At 34.2% G+C, this 21045-nt stretch carries 21 protein-coding genes; 1 reads left to right on the forward strand and 20 read right to left on the reverse strand.

All coding sequences use genetic code 11. The annotated features are described in order from the left end of the window. Positions 1-60 precede the first annotated feature (60 nt). Positions 61-429 (forward strand): EexN family lipoprotein, encoded by a 369-nt coding sequence (locus CHELV3228_RS07655; RefSeq protein ID WP_082200423.1) that lies wholly within the window; start codon positions 61-63, stop codon positions 427-429. Positions 430-522: 93 nt separating this feature from the next. Here the strand turns inward: CHELV3228_RS07655 and CHELV3228_RS07660 are convergent, their stop codons facing one another. From CHELV3228_RS07660 to CHELV3228_RS07755, 20 genes are all read right to left on the reverse strand, one after another. Further along, on the reverse strand, positions 523-2889 hold the full coding sequence (locus tag CHELV3228_RS07660; RefSeq protein ID WP_082200424.1) for a DUF7494 domain-containing protein: 2367 nt from the start codon (positions 2887-2889) through the stop codon (positions 523-525). 21 nt (positions 2890-2910) lie between these two features. Next, entirely contained in the window at positions 2911-4305 is a 1395-nt protein-coding gene (locus tag CHELV3228_RS07665) for an NADH-quinone oxidoreductase subunit N (RefSeq protein WP_082200425.1), read from the reverse strand. Continuing rightward, positions 4298-5776: an NADH-quinone oxidoreductase subunit M gene (locus CHELV3228_RS07670; RefSeq protein WP_082200426.1), complete on the reverse strand. Its 1479-nt coding sequence runs from the start codon at positions 5774-5776 to the stop codon at positions 4298-4300. Before CHELV3228_RS07670 ends, CHELV3228_RS07665 begins: the two co-directional genes overlap by 8 nt. Continuing rightward, on the reverse strand, positions 5777-7567 hold the full coding sequence (nuoL, locus tag CHELV3228_RS07675) for an NADH-quinone oxidoreductase subunit L (RefSeq protein ID WP_082200427.1): 1791 nt from the start codon (positions 7565-7567) through the stop codon (positions 5777-5779). A gap of 1 nt (position 7568) precedes the next feature. Continuing rightward, positions 7569-7865, reverse strand: a complete 297-nt coding sequence (nuoK, locus tag CHELV3228_RS07680) for an NADH-quinone oxidoreductase subunit NuoK (protein ID WP_082200428.1) — start codon at positions 7863-7865, stop codon at positions 7569-7571. Further along, positions 7862-8380: an NADH-quinone oxidoreductase subunit J gene (locus CHELV3228_RS07685; RefSeq protein ID WP_082200429.1), complete on the reverse strand. Its 519-nt coding sequence runs from the start codon at positions 8378-8380 to the stop codon at positions 7862-7864. Before CHELV3228_RS07685 ends, nuoK begins: the two co-directional genes overlap by 4 nt. Further along, positions 8373-8978, reverse strand: a complete 606-nt coding sequence (gene nuoI / locus CHELV3228_RS07690; protein WP_082200430.1) for an NADH-quinone oxidoreductase subunit NuoI — start codon at positions 8976-8978, stop codon at positions 8373-8375. Before nuoI ends, CHELV3228_RS07685 begins: the two co-directional genes overlap by 8 nt. Positions 8979-8986: 8 nt before the next feature. Beyond that, positions 8987-9985, reverse strand: coding sequence for an NADH-quinone oxidoreductase subunit NuoH (gene nuoH / locus CHELV3228_RS07695; RefSeq protein WP_082200431.1), 999 nt, complete (start codon positions 9983-9985; stop codon positions 8987-8989). Next, positions 9978-12437 carry an NADH-quinone oxidoreductase subunit G gene (locus tag CHELV3228_RS07700; protein WP_082200432.1) on the reverse strand — a complete coding sequence of 820 codons (2460 nt, stop codon included), beginning with the start codon at positions 12435-12437 and terminating at the stop codon, positions 9978-9980. Before CHELV3228_RS07700 ends, nuoH begins: the two co-directional genes overlap by 8 nt. Next, positions 12434-13114: an NADH dehydrogenase gene (locus CHELV3228_RS07705; protein WP_082200433.1), complete on the reverse strand. Its 681-nt coding sequence runs from the start codon at positions 13112-13114 to the stop codon at positions 12434-12436. The genes CHELV3228_RS07700 and CHELV3228_RS07705 overlap by 4 nt, the downstream gene beginning before the upstream one ends. After that, complete coding sequence (locus CHELV3228_RS07710) at positions 13111-13338, reverse strand: NADH-ubiquinone oxidoreductase subunit E family protein (protein WP_082200434.1); 228 nt, start codon at positions 13336-13338, stop codon at positions 13111-13113. Before CHELV3228_RS07710 ends, CHELV3228_RS07705 begins: the two co-directional genes overlap by 4 nt. Beyond that, positions 13335-14561, reverse strand: a complete 1227-nt coding sequence (gene nuoD, locus CHELV3228_RS07715) for an NADH dehydrogenase (quinone) subunit D (protein ID WP_082200435.1) — start codon at positions 14559-14561, stop codon at positions 13335-13337. The genes CHELV3228_RS07710 and nuoD overlap by 4 nt, the downstream gene beginning before the upstream one ends. Position 14562: 1 nt before the next feature. Continuing rightward, positions 14563-15357, reverse strand: a complete 795-nt coding sequence (locus CHELV3228_RS07720; RefSeq protein WP_167562806.1) for an NADH-quinone oxidoreductase subunit C — start codon at positions 15355-15357, stop codon at positions 14563-14565. Next, positions 15354-15857, reverse strand: a complete 504-nt coding sequence (locus CHELV3228_RS07725; RefSeq protein WP_082200437.1) for a NuoB/complex I 20 kDa subunit family protein — start codon at positions 15855-15857, stop codon at positions 15354-15356. The genes CHELV3228_RS07720 and CHELV3228_RS07725 overlap by 4 nt, the downstream gene beginning before the upstream one ends. Beyond that, positions 15839-16228, reverse strand: a complete 390-nt coding sequence (locus CHELV3228_RS07730) for an NAD(P)H-quinone oxidoreductase subunit 3 (protein WP_082200438.1) — start codon at positions 16226-16228, stop codon at positions 15839-15841. The genes CHELV3228_RS07725 and CHELV3228_RS07730 overlap by 19 nt, the downstream gene beginning before the upstream one ends. 112 nt (positions 16229-16340) lie before the next feature. Next, positions 16341-16997 (reverse strand): ABC transporter ATP-binding protein, encoded by a 657-nt coding sequence (locus CHELV3228_RS07735; protein ID WP_082200439.1) that lies wholly within the window; start codon positions 16995-16997, stop codon positions 16341-16343. Next, entirely contained in the window at positions 16990-17826 is an 837-nt protein-coding gene (locus CHELV3228_RS07740; RefSeq protein WP_234980974.1) for an ATP-binding cassette domain-containing protein, read from the reverse strand. Before CHELV3228_RS07740 ends, CHELV3228_RS07735 begins: the two co-directional genes overlap by 8 nt. Next, on the reverse strand, positions 17727-18512 hold the full coding sequence (locus CHELV3228_RS07745; protein WP_082200441.1) for an ABC transporter permease: 786 nt from the start codon (positions 18510-18512) through the stop codon (positions 17727-17729). Before CHELV3228_RS07745 ends, CHELV3228_RS07740 begins: the two co-directional genes overlap by 100 nt. Next, entirely contained in the window at positions 18509-19450 is a 942-nt protein-coding gene (locus CHELV3228_RS07750; RefSeq protein WP_082200442.1) for an ABC transporter permease, read from the reverse strand. The genes CHELV3228_RS07745 and CHELV3228_RS07750 overlap by 4 nt, the downstream gene beginning before the upstream one ends. Beyond that, positions 19450-20976, reverse strand: a complete 1527-nt coding sequence (locus tag CHELV3228_RS07755; RefSeq protein ID WP_082200443.1) for an ABC transporter substrate-binding protein — start codon at positions 20974-20976, stop codon at positions 19450-19452. The genes CHELV3228_RS07750 and CHELV3228_RS07755 overlap by 1 nt, the downstream gene beginning before the upstream one ends. Positions 20977-21045 lie beyond the last annotated feature (69 nt).

Genomic DNA, 21045 nt, shown 5'->3' on the forward strand with positions numbered 1-21045 from the left:
TTTAAAAAGAATTAATTTTTTGTTAAAATATACGCCATATTTTATTATGAAAGGTTTTCAATGAAAAAAGTTTTAGTAACCGCATTAATGAGTGGCATTTTAGCTTCTGCGTTTTTGGTAGGCTGTGGGGATTCTATGGAAGATAGTGGAGAAAAAAGTATTGCTGAATATACACATAATATTGAAGAAGCAAAGAAAAAAATTGCTTGGTGCAAAGAAAAAACGGGCATTACTGATGAAATGATAGAAAAAGAAACAAAGGAAAGAAAAGCTTTGAAAAAAAATGGTGGTGTTCCTCTTCCATTTTTAAGTGGTGAAATAAAAGATAAAATTGATGTTGCGTATTTAAATAAAGAGAAACAAACTTTAGATGAAATAAATGCAATAAACTGCGAATATGCAATTATTTCCTTATCTGAAGTTGAATAATGATTTCATAACTCTCAAAAGAGAGTTATTTTTCATTACTAATTACTCTTTAGTCGGCTCATTCTACATTTCAATCTTGGCTATACCGACTTATTAATTTTTAAGCAAGGCATTTTTTTCCCTGCATAAATTCTGCCAATTTGACTCACCATTTACTTCCAAACATTCTTTAAGACTTTGCTTTTGAGCGTTGATATTATTTAATTTTTCATAAATTTGACTTCTTGCATAAAGCACTCTTGCCTTATCACTAGGAGAAAGCTTGAGCTTAATTAAATCTTTTAAAAGTTCTAAAGCTTTGTCGTATTGGGCATTTTTTTGCAAAGCGTCTAGATAAACAAATTCTAAATTTGGACTAAAAAGATTAATTCCTTTAAAATTTTGATAATCAATCGCCTTAGGCGCATAGGTCAAAATAGTCGTTATCATACCCTTGTCTTTAGCAAAAGAAATAAGCTCATCATAAGCCTCAACCATAGTAAAATTCATAGGAAAGCTCTCTAAAATTTGTAAAATTTTAATCGCTTCATTATAATGATTTAAACGCAAAAGAGAAACAAACTGCAAATAATACGCACTAAATTCCTCCTCCTCACTCTTTAAAACCCTAGAATTACTTATATCTTTAGTCAAAGCGATACTTTGGGTATATTTTTTACTATCAAAATAAATTTTTGCCTTTTGAAGATGATAAAAAATGCTATCTTCGTGAGCGTTTTTATCGATATAATCTAAGGCTTGATTTATATTAGAAGTTCTTTGCAAACAAGCAAGCATTTGCTTTTTATTGTCTATCTTTTGTCCTATCTCATACGCACTAAATTCCGTAAAAATCTTCACAGCCTTTATACACTCATCTTTTTTAAGTTCCGCCTTTAATTCCTCCACTGCTGCCATTTCCAAAAGCTTGGTCGCATTAGTCAATTTACTTGCCTCAACAGCATTTTTATAAGCCAAGATAGCGGGATAATCTTTTTCTTTAAAATAAAGCTTCACATCTTCATCCAAAGCTTTATTAGCAATATTTTTATCCTTTGCCTCATACTCTTTCATTAAATCTTTATAACGCGTGTGCAAAAGAGTGGCATTATCATCACCAACAGCAAAAAAAACTTCATCGCTTGCCTTTTTTATCTCATCCAAATATTTACCATCGTAATACTCATTAAGATATAAGTCGATATACTTTTTCGCCTCAATAGCCTTGGAATTTTGTGCTAAAGCTAAAGATAAATTTTTTAAAGTTTCCTCATAGCGTTCGTCAATTCTAGGCATTTTGGAAAAAGTGTGCGTGTAAATTTGTGAGCTTAAATCATAATCTTTCATCGCATAAAAAAGCTTGGCAAGTTCTAAAGAACGCGTAATATCTTCACCAAAATAACTTGGATTAGCCTTTAAAATGGTATTGATAAATTCTTTTGCTTTAAAAGCATTATTATTTGCCAGAAAATCCTTTGCCAAAGCCATAGCAGCTCTTGAGGCAAGATTTAAATTATCGGTGTTAAAATAAATATCTTCATAAATTTTAATCGCCCTATCTACCTCATTAAGATGATAAATATAATCCGCATACTCAAGACGAGAAAGTTGAGTAAAGTCATTTTTGGGAAGTTCATTTTCTAAAATCGACATCGTATAATCAACATCTTTTCTTTGCGACAACGCAATATAAGTTTTAAGCATAATGTGCAAAATTTCTGCATAATTTTTATCGCTGGTGAAAGTTCTTGTGTAATTTTTAATTTCATCTATCATTTTTTCTAAAATTTGCTGGTCTCTTATGCTTGGATTTTGCGTATAAAGCTCACTTTGCGCCCTAAGCTTATAAAGGATAAATTCGCTCATAAAAATGCTACCTTTATAACGCATAATAGCATTTTGTGCATCTGTGATAACCTGAGTAAAATTCCCTTTCTCAAATTCATTTTTAATGCGTAAGTAGGTATTAATGTCCGCACTTTGAGGGATAACAACTGGGTCTGAGTTTAAATCAAGCGCCCCTACAAATGGCAAAGACTCGTGCGGAAAAATAATATCAAAATCCAAACCATCATAAATATTATTTGTCATCACTTGATGAGAAAAAACAAAAGTAAATTGCTTAGAGTGATGCGAATTTAAGGCGCTTAATTCTTTATCTTTATAAATATTTTGAGAAAGATTAAACATTTTTGCACTAGTTTTTGGAAAGATAAACATTCTAATCTTTTGCTCTTCCTTTTGAAATTTAATGTCAAAAAGGGCAAAATTTTGATTTTTTAATTCGTTGCTAACCACACCAGGAATTTCGCACTCAAAAAAGACCTTCGCCGCATCAATCTTTTGCATACAGCTAAACTCATCGTCATTTTTCGTATGCAAAATGGCAAAAGGCTCATTTTCTTCACGCCCAGAATTTACCACAAGCTCAAAAGAAAAAGCTGAAAAAACACTTAAAAATAATAAAAATAAAATTCTCATATAAAAATTATAGCAAAACTCTTATAACATCAACACTAAGGCAAAAATATTTACAATAATACAAAGTGCTAAAGTGAATTTTTGCCCCCATTCTAAATCTTTATAAGTATCCTCGCCCACCTTTGTTCCTCTAATGAAAAAAGAATGGATGATAAGCTTTAAATAATTATAAAGCATAAGCACAGACGCTAAGGCAACAAAAAGTGCTAAATATGTCAAATCATTATCCACTAAAGATTTTAATACCATAAATTTACCCCAAAAAAGCCCAAAAGGGGGAATTCCAGCCAAAGAAATCGCACAAATTCCTAAAGCAAAAGCTAAAAACGGCTTGGTAATTGATAAAGAATTCAAAGCCTCAAAAGAACTTTTTTTCAAAGTGCTTAAAACCAAAAATAAACCATAATTTGCAAAAGCAAATAAAACCCAATAGCCAAAAACCACCCAAAAAACAAAGCTTAAATCACTCCCAAGCTCAATACTTAGCATAGGCGCAAGTGCTGCCAATACGAAAGAAGACTGCGTTACAGAAGAATAAGCAAGCATTTTTTTTACATCTTTTTGACTTAAGGCTACTAACGAAGCCACTATCATAGAAAAAACCGCTAAAATAATGATGATTTTATCAAATTTCGTATGATTAAAAAAATCAAATAATCTTATAAGAACCGCAAACATCGCTATCTTAGGAACAACAGAAATAAAAGCAACTAAATTAGAATGACTTGCATAATAAACATCGCGTAACCAAAAATGAAAAGGTGCTAAGGAAAGTTTAATAGCGCAAAGAATGAAAATTAACACACCAGCACTCAAAAGCCAAATATCCTTTTGTGCAGCAGTTAAAGCCAAAGTTAAATCAAAATTTCCCGTTTTAAGATAAATAAAAGCACAAGCCAAAACAAAAAAGCCACTCCCCACAGCCGCGACACTAAAATATTTAAGCGCGGAAGAAATTGCATTTTTGTGTCCTTGCATTGCGATAAGCGTATAAAACGCCAAGGAGGAAGCTTCAAGTCCTATAAAAATCAAAAGTAAATTCCAGCTTGAAACCATAAGCATTAAAGAGGCTACCATAAACAAAAATAAAGCATAAAATTCACCCACACGCTCTTCTTTATCCATTAAGAGATATAAAAATGAAAAGAGCAAAATCACGCAATTAGCAAAAAATGCGATAAAATCATTATTCAAAGTGCCTAAGAAAGCAGAGGCACTAAAGCCAAAAGCATTGACATTAGAAAGCTCTAAGAAAAAACTTGCCATTAAGGCTAATAAACTTAAACTAGCGTAAAAATTTGCTTTCAATCTATAAAAAGCACTACAAAGCAATAAAATAATCGCCGCAACAATTAAAAATAAAAAAGGATATGCTAAGTCGATATTTAAATTCACTCCATTTAAAAATTCACTCATCACGCCCTCCGTTTAAAAAATCCACACTATCTTGCTCTACCACTCTTAACTCCATAATCTCTTGCAAAGCTCTAGCCTCATCTTGCAAAGGTTTTAATAAAATATTTGGAGCGATACCCAAATAAAAAATTAAAGCAACGATGGGAATTAGAGCTAAAATTTCTCGCATTTTAAGCCTAAAATTTGATATAGTGCTTTGCCCCTGCATAAAAAAGATTTTTCTAAATACTGCCAACATATAAATCGCACCTAAAATGACCACAAACCCTGCAGATAAAGCAAAGAAAATATTAATCTTTGCTAAAGCCAAAAGCACCAAAAACTCGCCCACAAAAGAGATGGTTAAAGGCAAAGAAACACTAGCGAGTAAAACTAAAGCGAAAAAGATGGCAAAACCCGGAGCCTTGTTTGATAAAGAATGAAGCAATCCAATCTCACTTGTGCCACATTTTTCAACTAAAAGCTCTGCTAATAAAAATAAAGCTCCCGTAACCAAGCCGTGTGCAAACATATAAAAAACAGCTCCACTAATCCCAAAAATACTAAAAGTAAAAATCCCTGCCACCATAATGCCAATATGTGAAATTGAGCTATAAGCAATCAGTTCTTTTAAGTCCTGCGTTTTAAAGGCTATAAGTGCGCAATAAATCACACTTACGATACATAAAACCAACACAAAAGGCATTAAATATACGCTTGCATCGGGAAAAAGTGGCAGACAAAATTGTAAAAAGCCAAAAGGCGCCATTTTAAAAGCGACAAGCATTACAGAAACCAGAATAGGCGAATTTGCATAAACTTTTGGCGCCCAAGTGTGCAAAGGAAATAAAGGGGCTTTAATGGCAAACGCGGCAAAAAAAGCTAAGAAAAGCAAAATTTGCTGTGAAAGTGGGGTAACGGAAACATTATTTTTCCAAAGCTCCAAATCAAAAGTAAAAATTCCCAAAACTTGTTGAGTCAAATATGCTTGATAAAGTATGGCTATGAGCATTAAAATAGAACCTGCAAAAGCATAGATGAAAAATTTAATCCCCGCCTTAAAATCCTTGCCATACACGCCCAAAATATAAATTAAAGGCAAAAGAGAAAATTCCCAAAAGACATAAAAAAGCAAAGCGTCTAAGGCACTAAAAAGCCCCATCATCGCAAATTCTAAAAAGAAAATCGCACTAATAATTGCCTTATCTTCAATCTTTAAAAATAAAAAACTTAAAAATATCATTAAAGAACAAAGTAGCATTAAGCTCAAAGATATGGCATTAACACCGATATGAAAACTAAAAAATTTCGCAAAACCTAAAGTAAAATGACTTTCAAAATTTACACCTTGTAAAAAATCGTAAAAAATGTGTAAATTCAGTCCTAAAACTAGCAAACTTGCCACTACACTAAAAATTTTAACCCCGCCACGCCCTAGAAATAAGCTCAAAAAAGCGACAAGCAAAGGAAAGAAAATCAAAATATTTAACATCTATAACCCCCACACCAAAAGAAATAACACCACAAAAGCTCCTATCATAAAATAAAGCATTAAGCTAAGACTATTTGGCATAAGAATTTTATGTGAAAATTTAAGCACAAACGCACAAATTTCTTTTATAAAACAATCAAGCACTCCCACATCAAATTTTCTTGCAAATTTGCAAAGTAAAGTATATTTTCCCACGATAAAATGATGGTAAAAACGCGGGATAAAATAATCATTTTGCAAAAGTTTATACACGCTTTTTTCCTCAATGTTTTCCTTAAACCAAGAAAATCGATAAGCTAAAATAGCCAAAAGCACACCAAGCACCGCAGCGACACTGGCTAAAATCATCACTAAAGAATTTTGTGCGTCAATGAAAATAAGTTTAGTGCTAAGATACTCTAAAAAACTATGCTCAAAAAAGCCTGAAATAAAAGCTAAAATCACCAAAGGACTCATAGCAAAAAGGGCAATCTTACTTGCTTCGTGCGGATGATACTGATGTCTTTTTGGCGTGAAAAACACAAGCATTAAAAGTCTAAAACTATAAAAAGCTGTCATAAAAGCGGCGATTAAAAGTGTTAAGAAAATTCCGTGATGAAAGCTAATAAAAGAAAAACCTAAAATCAAATCTTTAGAGAAAAATCCAGCAAAAGGATAAATTCCTGCCAAAGCTAAAGAGGCAATGCTCATAAAAATCGCTGTGATTTTTAAAGGTTTGGCTAATCCACCCATTTTTTTAATATCAAGCTCATCATTCATCGCGTGCATCACATTACCAGCACCTAAAAAAAGTAAGGATTTGAAAAAAGCGTGTGTGGCTAAATGAAACAAAGCCAAAGCATAAGCCCCAAGCCCAGCCGCAACAAACATATAGCCAAGTTGTGAAAGGGTAGAATAAGCAATTATGCGCTTTAAGTCTCTTGCCACCAAAGCTAAAGAAGCAACAAAAAGCGCCACAAAAGCACCCAAAAGAGCAATAGCATAACCCACTTCAGGCACTAAATCATAAATTCCACCAGCTCTTATCACTAAATATACCCCAGCTGTAACCATAGTCGCCGCGTGGATAAGTGCGGAAACAGGCGTAGGTCCCGCCATCGCATCGGCAAGCCAAGTGTGAAGTGGAAATTGTGCGGATTTACCCATCGCACCGATAAAAAGACAAGTTGCAATAAGAATTAAAGCACTATGCTCTAAACCACTCGCCATAGCAAAAACCTCGCTATATTTTAGCGTTCCAGCTTGCAAATAAAGCCAAAAAATTCCAAGCAACATTCCCAAATCTGCAATTCTATTCATTATAAAAGCTTCATTTGCCGCAAAAGAATATTTGTCATTTTTATACCAAAAACCAATCAAAAGCCAAGAGCAAAGTCCAACACCTTCCCAACCAACAAAAAGTCCTAAAAAATTATCACTCATCACCAGAAAAAGCATAGAGAAAACAAAAAGCCCAAGATAAGCAAAAAATTTATTAAAACCCTCATCTTCTTGCATATAAAAAATACTATAAAAATGCACACAAGTTGCGACTATACCCACAACACTCATCATACTTAAAGAAATAGCGTCAATATCAAAACCAAAATTTACCCCTACAAACCACTCAAAAAGCGTTATATTAAAACTTGTATTTTCAAAAAATAAAACTAAGGAAGACACCGCACTTAAAGCGATAAGCAAAGAGCAAACAAACCCAAGCAAAATACTTTTTTGACGCAAGGAAAACACACTAGCAATCAAAAAGGATGCAAAGGGTGCAAAAAGAGAAATCAAGGCTAAATTTTGCATATTAATCCTCCACTTCTTTTAAGCTTTTAAGCTCCAATGTGCCTGTTTTTCTATACCAAAGCACACATAAAGCCACCCCAACGGCTACCTCAGCTGCGGCTATCGCCATTACAAAAAGGGCAAAAATTTGTCCATTTAAATCATTATGTGCCTTTGAAGCGGCGATAAGCGCTAAATTTGCAGCATTAAGCAAAATCTCACTCGATATAAAAAGCATAATTAAATTTTGCCTTCTTAATATCCCTACAAGTCCTATAATAAACATTAATAAAGCTATAAAAAGGTATTTTTCTATCATTGCTTTTCCTCAATAAGTTTCTTGTGAGTTAAAACAACAGCACAAACAAGGGCGATTAAAAGCAAAAGAGCAATAAATTCGAAAGCTAATAAATATTTAGAAAAAATCGCTAAAGCAAGTTGTTTATTTAAATCAAACAAGGCTGTATCAATAAATGGCAAATCGCCATTTACAGCACCTAATTTAAAACTTGCAAAACTTGCAAAAAACCCTACCAAACTAAGAGTAATCAAAACAAAAAAGCTCTTTTTAAATTTTAATCTTTCTTTAAAATTTTTTGAAGCATCAAAAAACATCATCGCAAAACTATAAATTCCAAGCACAGCTCCACTATAAACAATGATTTGTATCACGCCTAAAAACTCCGCATCAAGCATAAAATAAAAACTTGATAAAAATACCATTCCCCCAGCTAAAGCCGAAAGAGCATAAAGCATATTTTTACTTAAAACGGCGATTAAAAAAAAGCCTAAAACTACAAAAGAGAAAAAATAAAATCCCAAATTTTCAATCATCACTTCTCCTTTGTGTTTCAATCTCGTAATAATTTGGCGTTTTTTTCACAAAACAATCCGCATCTTTTCTAAGAGAGCCTGAACCCTCGAATTCAACCTGATTTTTAAGCTTATCAATTGGCGTTAAAAAATCTTCCTTATAACCAAAATATGACCTTTGCTCTGCAGCATTTTCATACTCAACGCCATGCACTATGGCAAGTTCTGGGCAAACTTCCGCACAAAAACCACAATAAATACAACGCCCAAGATTAATACTATAATCATTTGCCTTTTTGCGTCCATTTTCATCTAGTGAAGTTTCCATCCTTATACAATTACTAATGCAAATTTTTTCACATAATCCACAGCCTATACAACGCTCATTTTCACTCTCAATAAAACGCATTAATCTATGCACAGCACGGTAACGATTATCAAGCTTTACTTTCTCAAAGGGGTATTTAATTGTCGCGGAATTTCCTCGCTTTAAAAACTCACGCATTACCACCCACAAACCCACAAAAAGCTCTAATTTTAAGCTACGCTTTAAAGCCCTTGCGATTTTCTCCCACGCAGTTTGTGGATTTTTCCTTTTCTCATCGATTAAATAATACATCAAACCCCCTATAAAAGCACGAATAAAGCGGTTATTAATAAATTTAGAACCGCTAAAGGAATGAGAATTAAATAGCACATTCTCATCACTTGGTCAGGACGCAACTGCGGAAAAGCCGCCCTAGCCCAAAAATACCAAAAGAAAATGAAGCTCGACTTTAAAATCATCATAATCCATCCGGGGATAAAATAAAAATCATTAAATCCCCCTAAAAATAAAAGTGTGATTAAAATAGCTCCAGCTATCATCGAGGCATATTCTCCTATAAAAAACATACCCCAGCGAAGTCCGGAATACTCCGTCCCATAACCTGAAACAATATCAGCCTCATTTTCCGTCAAACAAAGCGGAGTGCGATTTGTCTCTATAAAAAGAGCGATGACGAAAAGCACAAAAGCAAGAGGCTGCTTAAAAATAAGCCAAGATAAAATGCCATCACTTTGATAATTATTAATTTCAATCAACGAAAAAGAACCGACCAACATCACCACAGCCACCAAAGCCAAAGCTCCCACACTTTCATAAGAAATAATTGCCACCAAAGCCCTAGCTCCACCTATGATGGAATATTTATTATTACTCGCTAAACCACCTAAAAATATCGCATAAAAGCAAAGCCCCGAAGTGCCGATAACAAAAAGCAAGGCGACATTAATATCCGCAATAATAGGACGAATAGTGTGTCCAAAAAGTGTGAATTCTGGAAGCATAGGAATCGCCGCCAAAGAAACAAATGCACAAATAGCGGCTATTAAAGGGGCGATAGCAAAAATGAGTTTTTGTGAATTTGAGGGGATAATATCCTCTTTTGTAAAAAGCTTTATCATATCCGCAACAAGCTGAACAAGTCCAAAAGGACCCACCATATCAGGCCCAATGCGTCTTTGAAAATACGCCAACACCTTTCTTTCGGCATAAGTTGCAAAACCCGCTAAAGTCGCAAAAATAGCCAAAACAAAAAGGCACTTAATCAAGCTTTCCAAAATAAAAAAACCCAGCTCACTCATCGCTTCCCCCTATTTTCTCCAAACTTGCTTTCAAAACTCTTTCTTCAAAAAAGCTTAAAGTGTCTATCTTTTCATCAAAATAAGGCAAATAAGCCGCTCCAACCAAATCCTTATCCACCCTTACACTTAAACTTAACGCCTTATCTTTTACTTTAAGCTTAATCAAATCCTTATCCTTAACACCAAATTTAAGTGCTAAATCTTCACTAAGCCCTAAAAAAATCACCTCATTTAAAGCACTTGCTCTATTAGAAAAACGCCCAAATTGATAACTAGGATTTGCACTATAAAGCAAAATTTCATCTTTAATATCCAAAGCATTAAATTCTGGCTCTTCGTAATTTAAATTTGGTGTTTTTTCATAGCAAGATACATTAAGCACATAACCTCTTTTATTTTCTCCACCATTTGTATAAAAATTATCTAAATTATCAAAAGCAATGGGAGAAAAACCCTTATTTATAGGAAATTTTTGCGTATAATCAATGGTATATTCCTCATCAAATCCTAAAGCATTTGCCACATCGTTTAAAAAATAGCCCCCAAATTCTAAAGCAACATTTGTCGGCACAACTCTTTTATCGTAATTTAAAAAAGTGCCTTCTTGCTGATTTAAACTTGCACTCGCCAAATCACAATGTTCTTCATAAGAAAAACTAAAATCTCCCTTTTCGTTATAGCCTAGAATTTCGCCACTTTGTGCCTCTTTATCTAAATCGCATAGCAAAGCTACACCCAAAGTATTTGTGTGCGTAGGATTTAAGAAAATTTGAAAAGGCGTTGTTTTTTGAATGAGAGCAAGTAATTTGGCAAGTTTTTTTGCTTTTTTACTAAAATAAAAATCGCTCCCAACCACAAGAGTAAAACGCGTTTTCTTTAGTAATAAATCCTCCACCTTATCCTCATCAAATCCCAAATTTTTGGCAAAAATACTACGATTTACAAGGATAGTTTTTTTAACTTTTTTTACCACACTTTTCTTTACTTCTTTTTGAATTTCTTCGCCCTCTTCATTTTTTTCAGTTACAAATTCACTCACTTCCTCATTTATACTTTCTTCAATTTCCTTTTCCTCTTCGACAAAAAAACCTTTTAAACGCTCTTTTATCAGCTCATCTGTGCTAAATTTTTGAAGCAAATAGTAAAGAATTTGCTCTTCTTCTCCACTTTTGTGCGTAAAGGAAAGAAAATTTTTAGAATATTTCTCCACGCCCTTATCTTTGAAAAGATGAAAATAAAGTCCCGAACCCTTATTCATCACTAAAGCATTATTAATTTTATAACTTAAGCTTGGTGCATCATAACGCAACGCCATTCCAGCTACCACGATAAAATCACTCTTTACAATATCTTCACTACTAGCACTATAAAATTCACCCGCATTTTGTATAAATTCCTCCAAAAATTCCTTAAATTTCAACGCTTCATCGTTTAATAAATTAAGATTAAATTTTTTCTTTAAATTTTGCAAAATGAAAGCTTCCTCATTTGTGATGAAACTATTAAATTTAATATTTTTAATCACACCATTTTGAATTTTTTCGCACAACACTTTAAAAGCCTTTTCGTCTTTAAAAGCTTCATTTTGGGTATCAAACCCATATCTTGCAGCCTTGTTTAAAGTCGCAAAAGAAAAGTCGTTGCTCACCCTATAAATTTTAGGCTTTTGCACAGCTATACCGCTTTGCTTAATGTCATAATAAAGCAATTCGCAATCACTTGAATGTGGATTTGAAGCGGGAATTCTTTTAAGCTCCCAAATGTTTGAAGTGTATTGAAATTTAGCCCCTATTAAAGCTCCTGTAGGACACACGCTCGCGCATTCCCCGCAAAAAGAACAATCAAGCCTTTCTCCTGCCACTGGAGCAATTAAACTTTTTTGAAATTTTGTCCAAATCGCATAAGCGTCTTTTCCCATACTTTCCTTAAAACTCGCATCCACAGTCGCCCCACCTCTTGGAGTTGTTTTTAAGGCACTCTCACCTATCTTATCTTTACACACAGTTACACAACGCTCACAAACAATGCAAAGCGCAGGGTCATAATTAATAAAGCCCCATTCTTTATGAGGCTTGTGCGTATCTTGTATCCAGTGTTTTTGAGTATTTACCCTTGCTTTGTGTGTAAAATTTTGAAGCTCACATTCTCCGGACTTATCACAAACACCACATTGCAAAGGGTGATTAATGCAGTATGCTTGCATAATTTCATTTCTCTCATCCCAAAGATTTTGCAAATCACTCTCCACAACCATACCATCTTTAGCCTTAGTGTTACAGGCATAAACCTTTTTACCATCGGCTTCCACCATACACATTCTACAAGCTAAAGTTGCACTACAACCTGAAAGATAACAAATGGCAGGGATAAAAATATCATTTTTTCTTGCGATATTTAAAATTGTTTCACCCTCATTAAAATCGCATTCTATGCCATTAATTTTTACCCTCATTGTAGTTCCTTTAGCCTAATTTTTACAAAATCCTCATTTGTATTTTCATAATTTAAAAAAGCAATAGTCCCTTGCAAATTTTCATCCAAAACAATCTTTGTTTCTATCTTTAAATTTTTACCTTCAAGCTCGACCAAAGCTTCATTTTGACACTTAGCCACAAGTAAAAATTGCCTTGAAGCGTGAAGCAATTTATCTTTTAAAGGCGCATTAAAAAGCACTAAACCATCATAATTATCAAGCTCTTTTAATTCTTTTAAAATCACATCTTTAAATTCACATTTTACGCCCTTGCTATCCAAAAGCTCCAAACCAAATTCCTTACTTAAGAAATTTAAAAAATATTTAATATTTTCATAATCCTTGTGTTTTTTTAAACCCTCATCAAAAATCAAAGCCTCACAATCTTTAAGAAAATCAAGCACCTCCAAAGCCTCATCTTCCCCAAAGCAAGACTCAGCACTCAAATATCCCTCATCTAAAGCTTCAAATTCTAAAGGCTTATAAAGCTTACAAAGAAGAGCCAAAACAAAACTCGCACTTTCAATTTCACATTTATAAAATCTCGCTTTAAAAGCCTTATCTTCAAGGCAAGAAATATTAACACTATCCCTTAAGCTTTCACATAAAGCTTTATTTTTCAAAGAAAGCATATTAACAAAACAAAGCGCTTTCATATTTTCACCTTTTTTATCACTATACTCCAATCCACCTCATTAAATTTCAAGGAATTTAAAAGCTCACAATTTTGCTCCTTAACAAAAGCAAAACTTCTTTCAACAGGGCTAAAATCTCCTATCTCAAAAAGCACAACCAAAACTTCACCCTGTTTAGCCTCTTGAAGCAAAAGAGCCAAATCTTCAAACAAATCCTTGCTTTTCCTTAAATCCACCCGTCTCATCTGTCAATTTCACCCAAAACGATATTTACATTTCCCATAATTGCCACCACATCAGCCAAATAGCTCCCCACAAGCATTTCCTCAAAAAATGCACAATGCCAAAAACTTGGAGTCCTAGCCTTAAGCCTATAAGGACGACTTGTGCCATCACTATGGATAAAAAAGCCAAGCTCACCTTTAGGACTTTCAGTCGGCACATAAACCTCACCTTTTGGAGGCTTAAGCCCCTGAGTGATAAGGACAAAATGCTGCATCAAAGAATAGTTTTGAGTCATAATTTGCTCTTTTGAAGCACTCACATACTCAGGGTGGTTTGCCAAAATTTCTGGCGGAGTGTCCTTATAAAGTCTAGCGCACTGCGTTAAAATTTTAAGACTCTCTCTAAATTCTTGCATATAGACTTTATATCTTGCATAAGAATCGCCCTGCGTCGCATAAGGCACACCAAACTCAACCTCATCATAAAGCAAATAAGGCTCTTCCTTACGGATATCATAGCACACCCCACTTCCTCTTAACATCACGCCGGAACAGCCCCAATTCATCGCCTGTTCTTTACTCACAACGCCTACATTCTCGGTTCTCAAACGCCAAATTCGATTATCATCTAAAAGCGCTTCATAATCTTTCACATCATTTGGAAATTTCGCACAAAAGGCTAAAAGTTCTTCTAAAAAGCCCTCAGGCAAATCAAGCATTACTCCACCTATACGCATTGAAGAATGGGTTAATCTTGCCCCACAATACCTTTCTATCAAATCAAGCACATATTCACGCTCTCTAAAACAATATAAAAATACACTCATCGCCCCAATATCCAAAGCGTGAGTTGCGAGCCAAAGCAAATGCGAAGCAATTCTATTAAGCTCTAAAAGTATCATTCTAATCACAGCCGCACGGCGTGGAATTTCAAGCCCACAAAGCTTTTCTACTGCCGCACAATACGCATAATTATTTGCCGAAGCCGCGATATAATCCATTCTATCCGTTGTAGGGATAAATTCTTGATAAATCATATTTTCAGCCATTTTCTCCATACCGCGGTGCATATAGCCTATGCACGGACGCGCCTTTACGACTTGCTCTCCATCAAGCTCTAAGATAAGTCTTAAATTCCCGTGAGCTGATGGGTGCTGAGGACCAAGATTGATAATCATCTTAGAATCCTCTCTTTCAAAGGCGATATTTTCATAATAGGGTTTTAATTTACTAGGAATTTGCATTTTAACGCCTTTTTTCTAAAATTTTTGCTTCATCGCGCCTTATCTTTTTAACAAAAGACACACCGCCTTCTTCTTGGTATTCTTGCTTAGCCCTTTCTTTTTTAGGCTCTTCGCCCTTTTGTGTTTCGTGGTAAAGTCTTGCAAAATTAAGCGTATCTTTGTCATTTGCGTAGCCAGAATCTCTTTGTTCTTCGCCCACCACTTCGCGATATTCTTTCCCAAAAATTTTATCTATCTCATACCATTTTGCGAATTCATCACCTTGTAAAGGATAGCTCTTTAAAAAAGGATGCCCAAACCAATCATCGGGCATTAAAAGTCGCTTTAAATTTGGGTGTCCAACGATAAAAATGCCAAACATATCATAAATTTCTCTCTCGCTCCAATTAGCCCCTTTAAAAATATGAACCACACTCTGCAAACGCTCTTTTACACTGACAAAAGTTTTTACCCTCACTCTTAATTTTTGCTTTAAATTTAAAAGCTGATAAAATACCACAAAACCCTTTTTTGAAGCGACAAAATCCACAGCACTAGCCTCCGTGAAAACTTCAAATCCTAAGCCTTTAAGCAAGGTTAAAGCCTTGACATTGTCCTCTTTTTGAATTTCTAGCACCCAAAAATCAAGCTCCACAAAAGAACTCTTAAGCTCAAGTTCCTTTTTAAGCAAAACCTCATAATCTTTAAAAGCACTCTCCTCCACAGGCAATTTTTTCGTATGCGGAGCGTGGTAAAACCTATCTTCGTAATAATTTTTTAATTGTGCATTTTTTTTATCTGTGTATTTTCTCATCAAATCAACCTTTTTGGAGCGATTTTACGCGAAGCTTTTTCCTTGCGAATTTTTTTCTGCAAAATCATCAAAGCAAATTGAAAACTCTCAGGACGAGGCGCACAACCTGGCACATAAATATCAACAGGTATAATCCTATCAACACCCTGCACGGTGGAATAGGTATTAAACATACCACCTGTATTAGCGCAACTTCCCATAGAAATGACCCACTTAGGCTCAGGCATCATATCATAAAGGCGGCGTGTAAATTCGGCGTGTTTTTTACATAGCGTCCCTGCGATTATCATCACTTCACTATGACGCGGAGAGGCTCTAAAAATCGTCCCAAATCTATCAAAATCATATCTTGAACCCCCAGCTGCCATCATCTCAATCGCACAACAAGCCAAGCCATAAGATAACGCCCACAAAGAATTGCTCCTACCCCACTGCACAAGCTTATCAACACTTGTTAAAACCACAGGCAAACCACTAGCATAATTTACTTGATGCTCTGCCATCTAAAGCCTCCTTTTTTGTATGCGTATAAAAATCCCACCGCCAAAAGTGCAAGAAAAATAATAATCTCCAAAAGTCCAAACCAGCCCAAATCTTTAAAAATCAACGCCCAAGGAAACAAAAACACCACCTCAATATCAAGCAAAATAAAAATCAAAGCGAAGATGAAAAATTGAGAATTAATTTTATTTGCTTGTTTAACGGGGATAGGACCACACTCATAAATTCCAAGTCCTAGCTTTTTGCGGTTCTTTGCGGCAAAATTATTGCCGATTTTTGAAGCCAAAAACACTAAACCAAAAAAAATGACACTAGCAAGAACTAGCATAATAAAAATACCCAAATAAGGATGCGCCACACTCATATGAGTCATTCATTTTCCTTAAGTTAAAAAATTATTTATAAAAATTCTACATAATTTTTCTATATCAAAACTTATATAAGATAAAAAAACTACGAAATTTTTATTTTAACTTAATCTAAATTTAAATGATAATTTTTTTATACGCAAAATCTTTAAAAAATTCCTCTTGATGTGTGATAAAAATGTAAGAAATGGCGTGATTTTCTTGATATTCTTTTAAAAACTTAATTATTTTTAAAGCATTTAAAATATCCAAAGCACTCGTTAGCTCATCTAAAATTAAAATTTTTGGGCTTAGCAAAAAAGCCCTTAAAAGTCCTATTCTACTAGCTTCTCCACCGCTTAATTGCGTTGATTTTAACGCAAGCAATTCTTCCTTTAAACTTAAATTCTTCAAAAGCTCTTTTAAAAAGTTTTCATCTTTTTTTAAGGCAAAATTTTCCCATACATCATTAATAAGGCTTTTGATTTTTCTATAAGGATTAAGAGCGAGTTTTTGGTCTTGAAAGACATATTGCACCGCTTTTTTAAAGTGCAAATTTTCTCCTAAATGTAAATTTTTCCCTTCATAAAAAACCTCCCCAAAACTTGGCTTTTCTAAACCACAAAGCACCCTAGCTAAAGTGCTTTTACCAGCTCCGCTTTCACCGCAAATAAGCAAATTTTCACCCAAATTAAAAGAAAAATTGATATTTTTAAAGATTTCTTTTTGCTCTTCTTTAAGATACCAGTGTCTTTTTATCGTGTAATTTTTAGCTAAATTTCTTACCTCAAACATAAAATTTCCCATAAGCTTTCAGCCACGCATTTTGTGAATTTAAAAATTCTTGCATTTTAAATTGCCTTGCACGACCTTTTTCGAAAAATAAAACCTCATCACACAGAGAAATCAAGCGTAAATCGTGCGTGATGAGTATAAGATTTAAACTATCTTTTAAGCTTTTTAAAAGATTTATCATTTTTTTCTCATTTTCTTTGTCAAGTGAGCTTGTAATTTCATCACAAATTAAATATTTTGGGGAGCTTGAAAGAGCCAAAGCAAGTCCAATGCGTCTTGCCATACCTGTGCTAAATTGATACGAAAAAGAATGCCACAAAAGCTCCAAGTCTTTCAAGCCAAGCCTTTGCATACATTCAAAAGCCCTTTTTTTACGCTCCTTTGCATCTAAATCTGTATGTGTTTTTAAAATGATGTGAAAAATATCCCCCAAATTCAAATAAGGATAAAAGCTATTTTGCGCGTCTTGAAAGATTAAAGCAACTTCACCTCTAAATTCTTGCAAAGCTCTTTTTTTAAGGTGTATAGGATTTTTTTTATTGATGAGAAATTCTTTAGCGTTTAAATGATAATTTTGATGAAACAAAGCAATTAATGCTCTTGCAAAGAGACTTTTTCCACTCCCACTTTCACCCAAAATGGCTAAATGCTTTCCCTCTTCTAAATTTAAATGAATATCTTTTAAAAGCTCTACTTTTTCATAACTTAAATTTAAGCCACTTAAATAAATCATAATCTCACGCCTAAATATTTTCTCAAATACACACTCAAAGCTAAAAGCGGCAAGATAAGCACAAGCAAAGCCAAAAGTGGATAAACTACCATCCACCAAGCCCCTATAAAAATAGCCTTTGAAGCCTCGTTTAAAATATTTCCTAAACTAGCGATTTCAAAACCAAGTCCTAATCCAAAAAAACTTAAAGTCGCCTCTGTGCCTATGGCGTGGATAATATTTAACACAAAAAGCACAGACAAAAGAGAAAAACAAGGAGGAAGCAAATCTCTAAAAAAAGCCCGAATTTTTGTGCTTCCAAGCACTAAAGATGCTTGATAAAATTCCAAACTTTCCAACCTCTTTAGCTCATTTGCAAAAAGTTTTGCGACAAAACTCCAGTGTGTCAAGGCAATGATTAACACCATACTAATGAAATTTCCCTCCATAAAACTTGAAAAAAACATCATTAAAAGTAAAAAAGGAAGAGCCAAAAACATATCAAGCAAACGCATAAAAAACTCATAGAACAAAAGTCTTGCCAAAAGCACATAAAAAAGAGCTAAAGCCAGAGTCAAAAAAGAGCTAATAAAACCGATAAAAAAGGAGGTTTTAATCGCATAAAATATGCGTGTAAATAAGTCCCTTCCCAAAATGTCTGTGCCAAATAAATGCCCTAAATTTGGCGCGATGTGTATCTTGTTAATATCGCCAAAATTTGGATTATAAGAGCTGATAAAAGGCGTTAAAAAAGCTAATAAAAGCACTAAAAATAAAGGGCTTAAAATATAAAATACTCTCAATCAACACCCTTTAAACGAGGGTTTAAAAACACGCAAATTAAATCCGCCAAAAAAGTAAAAACCCCCGCTAATAAAACACTCACTAAAACCAAAGCCAAAACCACAGGATAGTCCTTAAAAATAATGCTTTCAATCATCAAATTCCCAAGCCCCCCATAAGAAAAAACACTCTCAATCACATAAGCGCTCATCATAAAACTCAAAGCACAAGCTCCAAAATATGAAATCACAGGGCTTAAAGAGTGTTTAAGCGTGAAATGCAAAATGATTCTTTTTTGGCTTAAACCTCTCGCGTAAGCATTGAGTATAAAAACCTTTTCATAGCTCTCAAATAACGATGTTCTAGCCACTTGCGTAAAAACAGCCAAATGTGATAAGACCAAAACGCTCACAGGCATAATTAAATGCGTAATTCTATTTAACATATCATCTTCAAAACCTATATCCGCTGTGCCAGAGCTTGGTAAAATTTGCAAAAATGCCCCAAAAAATAAAATAAAAACCAAAGCCAAAGCAAAAGAAGGCAAAGCAAAAAAACTCATACAAATCACATTAATCAACTTTTCTAAAAAAGAATTTTCATAAAGCAAACATAAAATTCCAAGCATTAAAGAAGTAAAGAATAAAATGAAAAGTGAGGAAAAACTTAAAATCATAGTGTTTAAAAAACGCTCTTTAATGAGAGAAAAAACATCTTCGGTGTGGATTAAAGAAATTCCAAAATCTCCCCTCAAAGCCTTAGAAAGCCAAGAGCCGTATTGTTTTAACAAAGGCTCATCTAAGCCAAAACTTTTTTCAAGGCGTTCTTTTGCCTCTAAAGTTGTGGTATTTGTGCCTTTTGCATACGCAATGCTACCCTTACTAAAATGAAGCATTACAAAACACAAAAAAGTGCTAAAAAAGGCGATAAATACCACAAAAATAAGGCGTTTAAACACTAATTTTTACTCCACTCATAAGCATTATGCGTAAAACCAACGCCGTGATGCCCTAAAATTCTAGGCTTAACACCCTTTAAATTCGCATCATAAACTAAAGCAAAATCTAAATAAGTAAGGAAAATGAAAGGCGGATTTTCATAAAGGGCATTGATAAATTCAGCATAATGCTTCTTTCTTTCTTTAGAATCTAGTGAATTTCTCGCTTTTTCTAAAGCTTTATCCACATTTTCATCATTATAGTGTCCAAAATTCCAGCCTATCGGGCTTTTATTTGTATCTTGTGAGCTTTCAAATACCCTATAAGTGTGAAAATCCGGGTCATACGGACTCCCCCAGCCTATTAAAAAACTATCCACCTTAGAATAGTCAAAACTACCCGATGGCTTAGCCACAACCTTAGTTTCCACGCCAAATTTCTTAAACTCACTCTGTAAAATTCCAGCCAAACTTACACGCAAAGGGTCATTACTCATCGTATAAATGTCAAAACTTAGCACCTTGCCATTTTTCTCATACAAACCTTTTGCATTCTTTTTAAAACCCGCCTTTAGCAAAAGCTCATCAGCCTTTTTCATATCATAAGTATAGCTTTTAAATTCCTTAGGAGCTGCCCAAGAATTTTGCAAAGGATGCGAAGCAACAAAACCATATCCATGCAAAATATTATCAACGATGGCTTGTTTATTTACCGCATAATTAAGCGCTAAACGGACATTTTTATCTTTTAAAAATTCATTTTCCAAATTAAACATTAAGGCTCTATAATCAGCCGATTTCTCCCTCGTAATTTTAAATTTCTTGTCCCCCTCAAAAGTTTTTAGCAAAGAAGAATCAATCAAAGCCGCGTCAATTTTGCTATTTTTAAGCTCCACAGCCGCGACATTTGCATCATTAATATGCCTTAAAATAAGCTTTTTGCTCTTTACCTTTCCCAAGTAAAAATTCTCATTTGCGCTTAAACTAACATACTCGCCTTTTTTCCATTTTTCAAATTTAAAAGCTCCCGTGCCGACTGGATTTTGATTGAACTTGCTTGTGTTTAAGTTCTCTTTTTCAAATAAGTGAGCTGGCAATATCCCAGCACTTAAAGAATCTAAAAAAGCCACGAAAGGCTTAGAAAGCGTGATTTTGACCTTATAGTCATTTAAAATTTCTACACTTTTAATATCCTTAAAATTAACATAAATTTCCGCATTATTTTTAGGATTTTTAAACGCTTCAAGGCTAAATTTCACATCTTTGGCGCTAAATTTCACCCCATCGTGCCACAAAACATCATCTCTAAGCTCAAACTCATAAACCAAACCATCCTGACTAATGCTCCAAGATTTTGCTAAATCAGGCTGCACTTTCATATTTTCATCAAAACGCACTAAACCTGAAAAAATTAATCCTATCACCGCATCGTGGTCCTCACTATAAGCTGGGTTGATTTTAACCGCTTCATTTTCCACGCCGATGATAAGCATATCCTTTGCCCATAAAGCATATAACAAACATAGCATTAAAGCTAAAATTCTCATTCTTTCTCCTTTAAAAATTTATGGGATTATAAAATAATTCAAAAAGCCTTACAAGCCTAAGGGGGGGTT

This window comes from Campylobacter helveticus (assembly GCF_002080395.1).
GTDB classification, from domain to species: Bacteria; Campylobacterota; Campylobacteria; order Campylobacterales; family Campylobacteraceae; genus Campylobacter_D; species Campylobacter_D helveticus.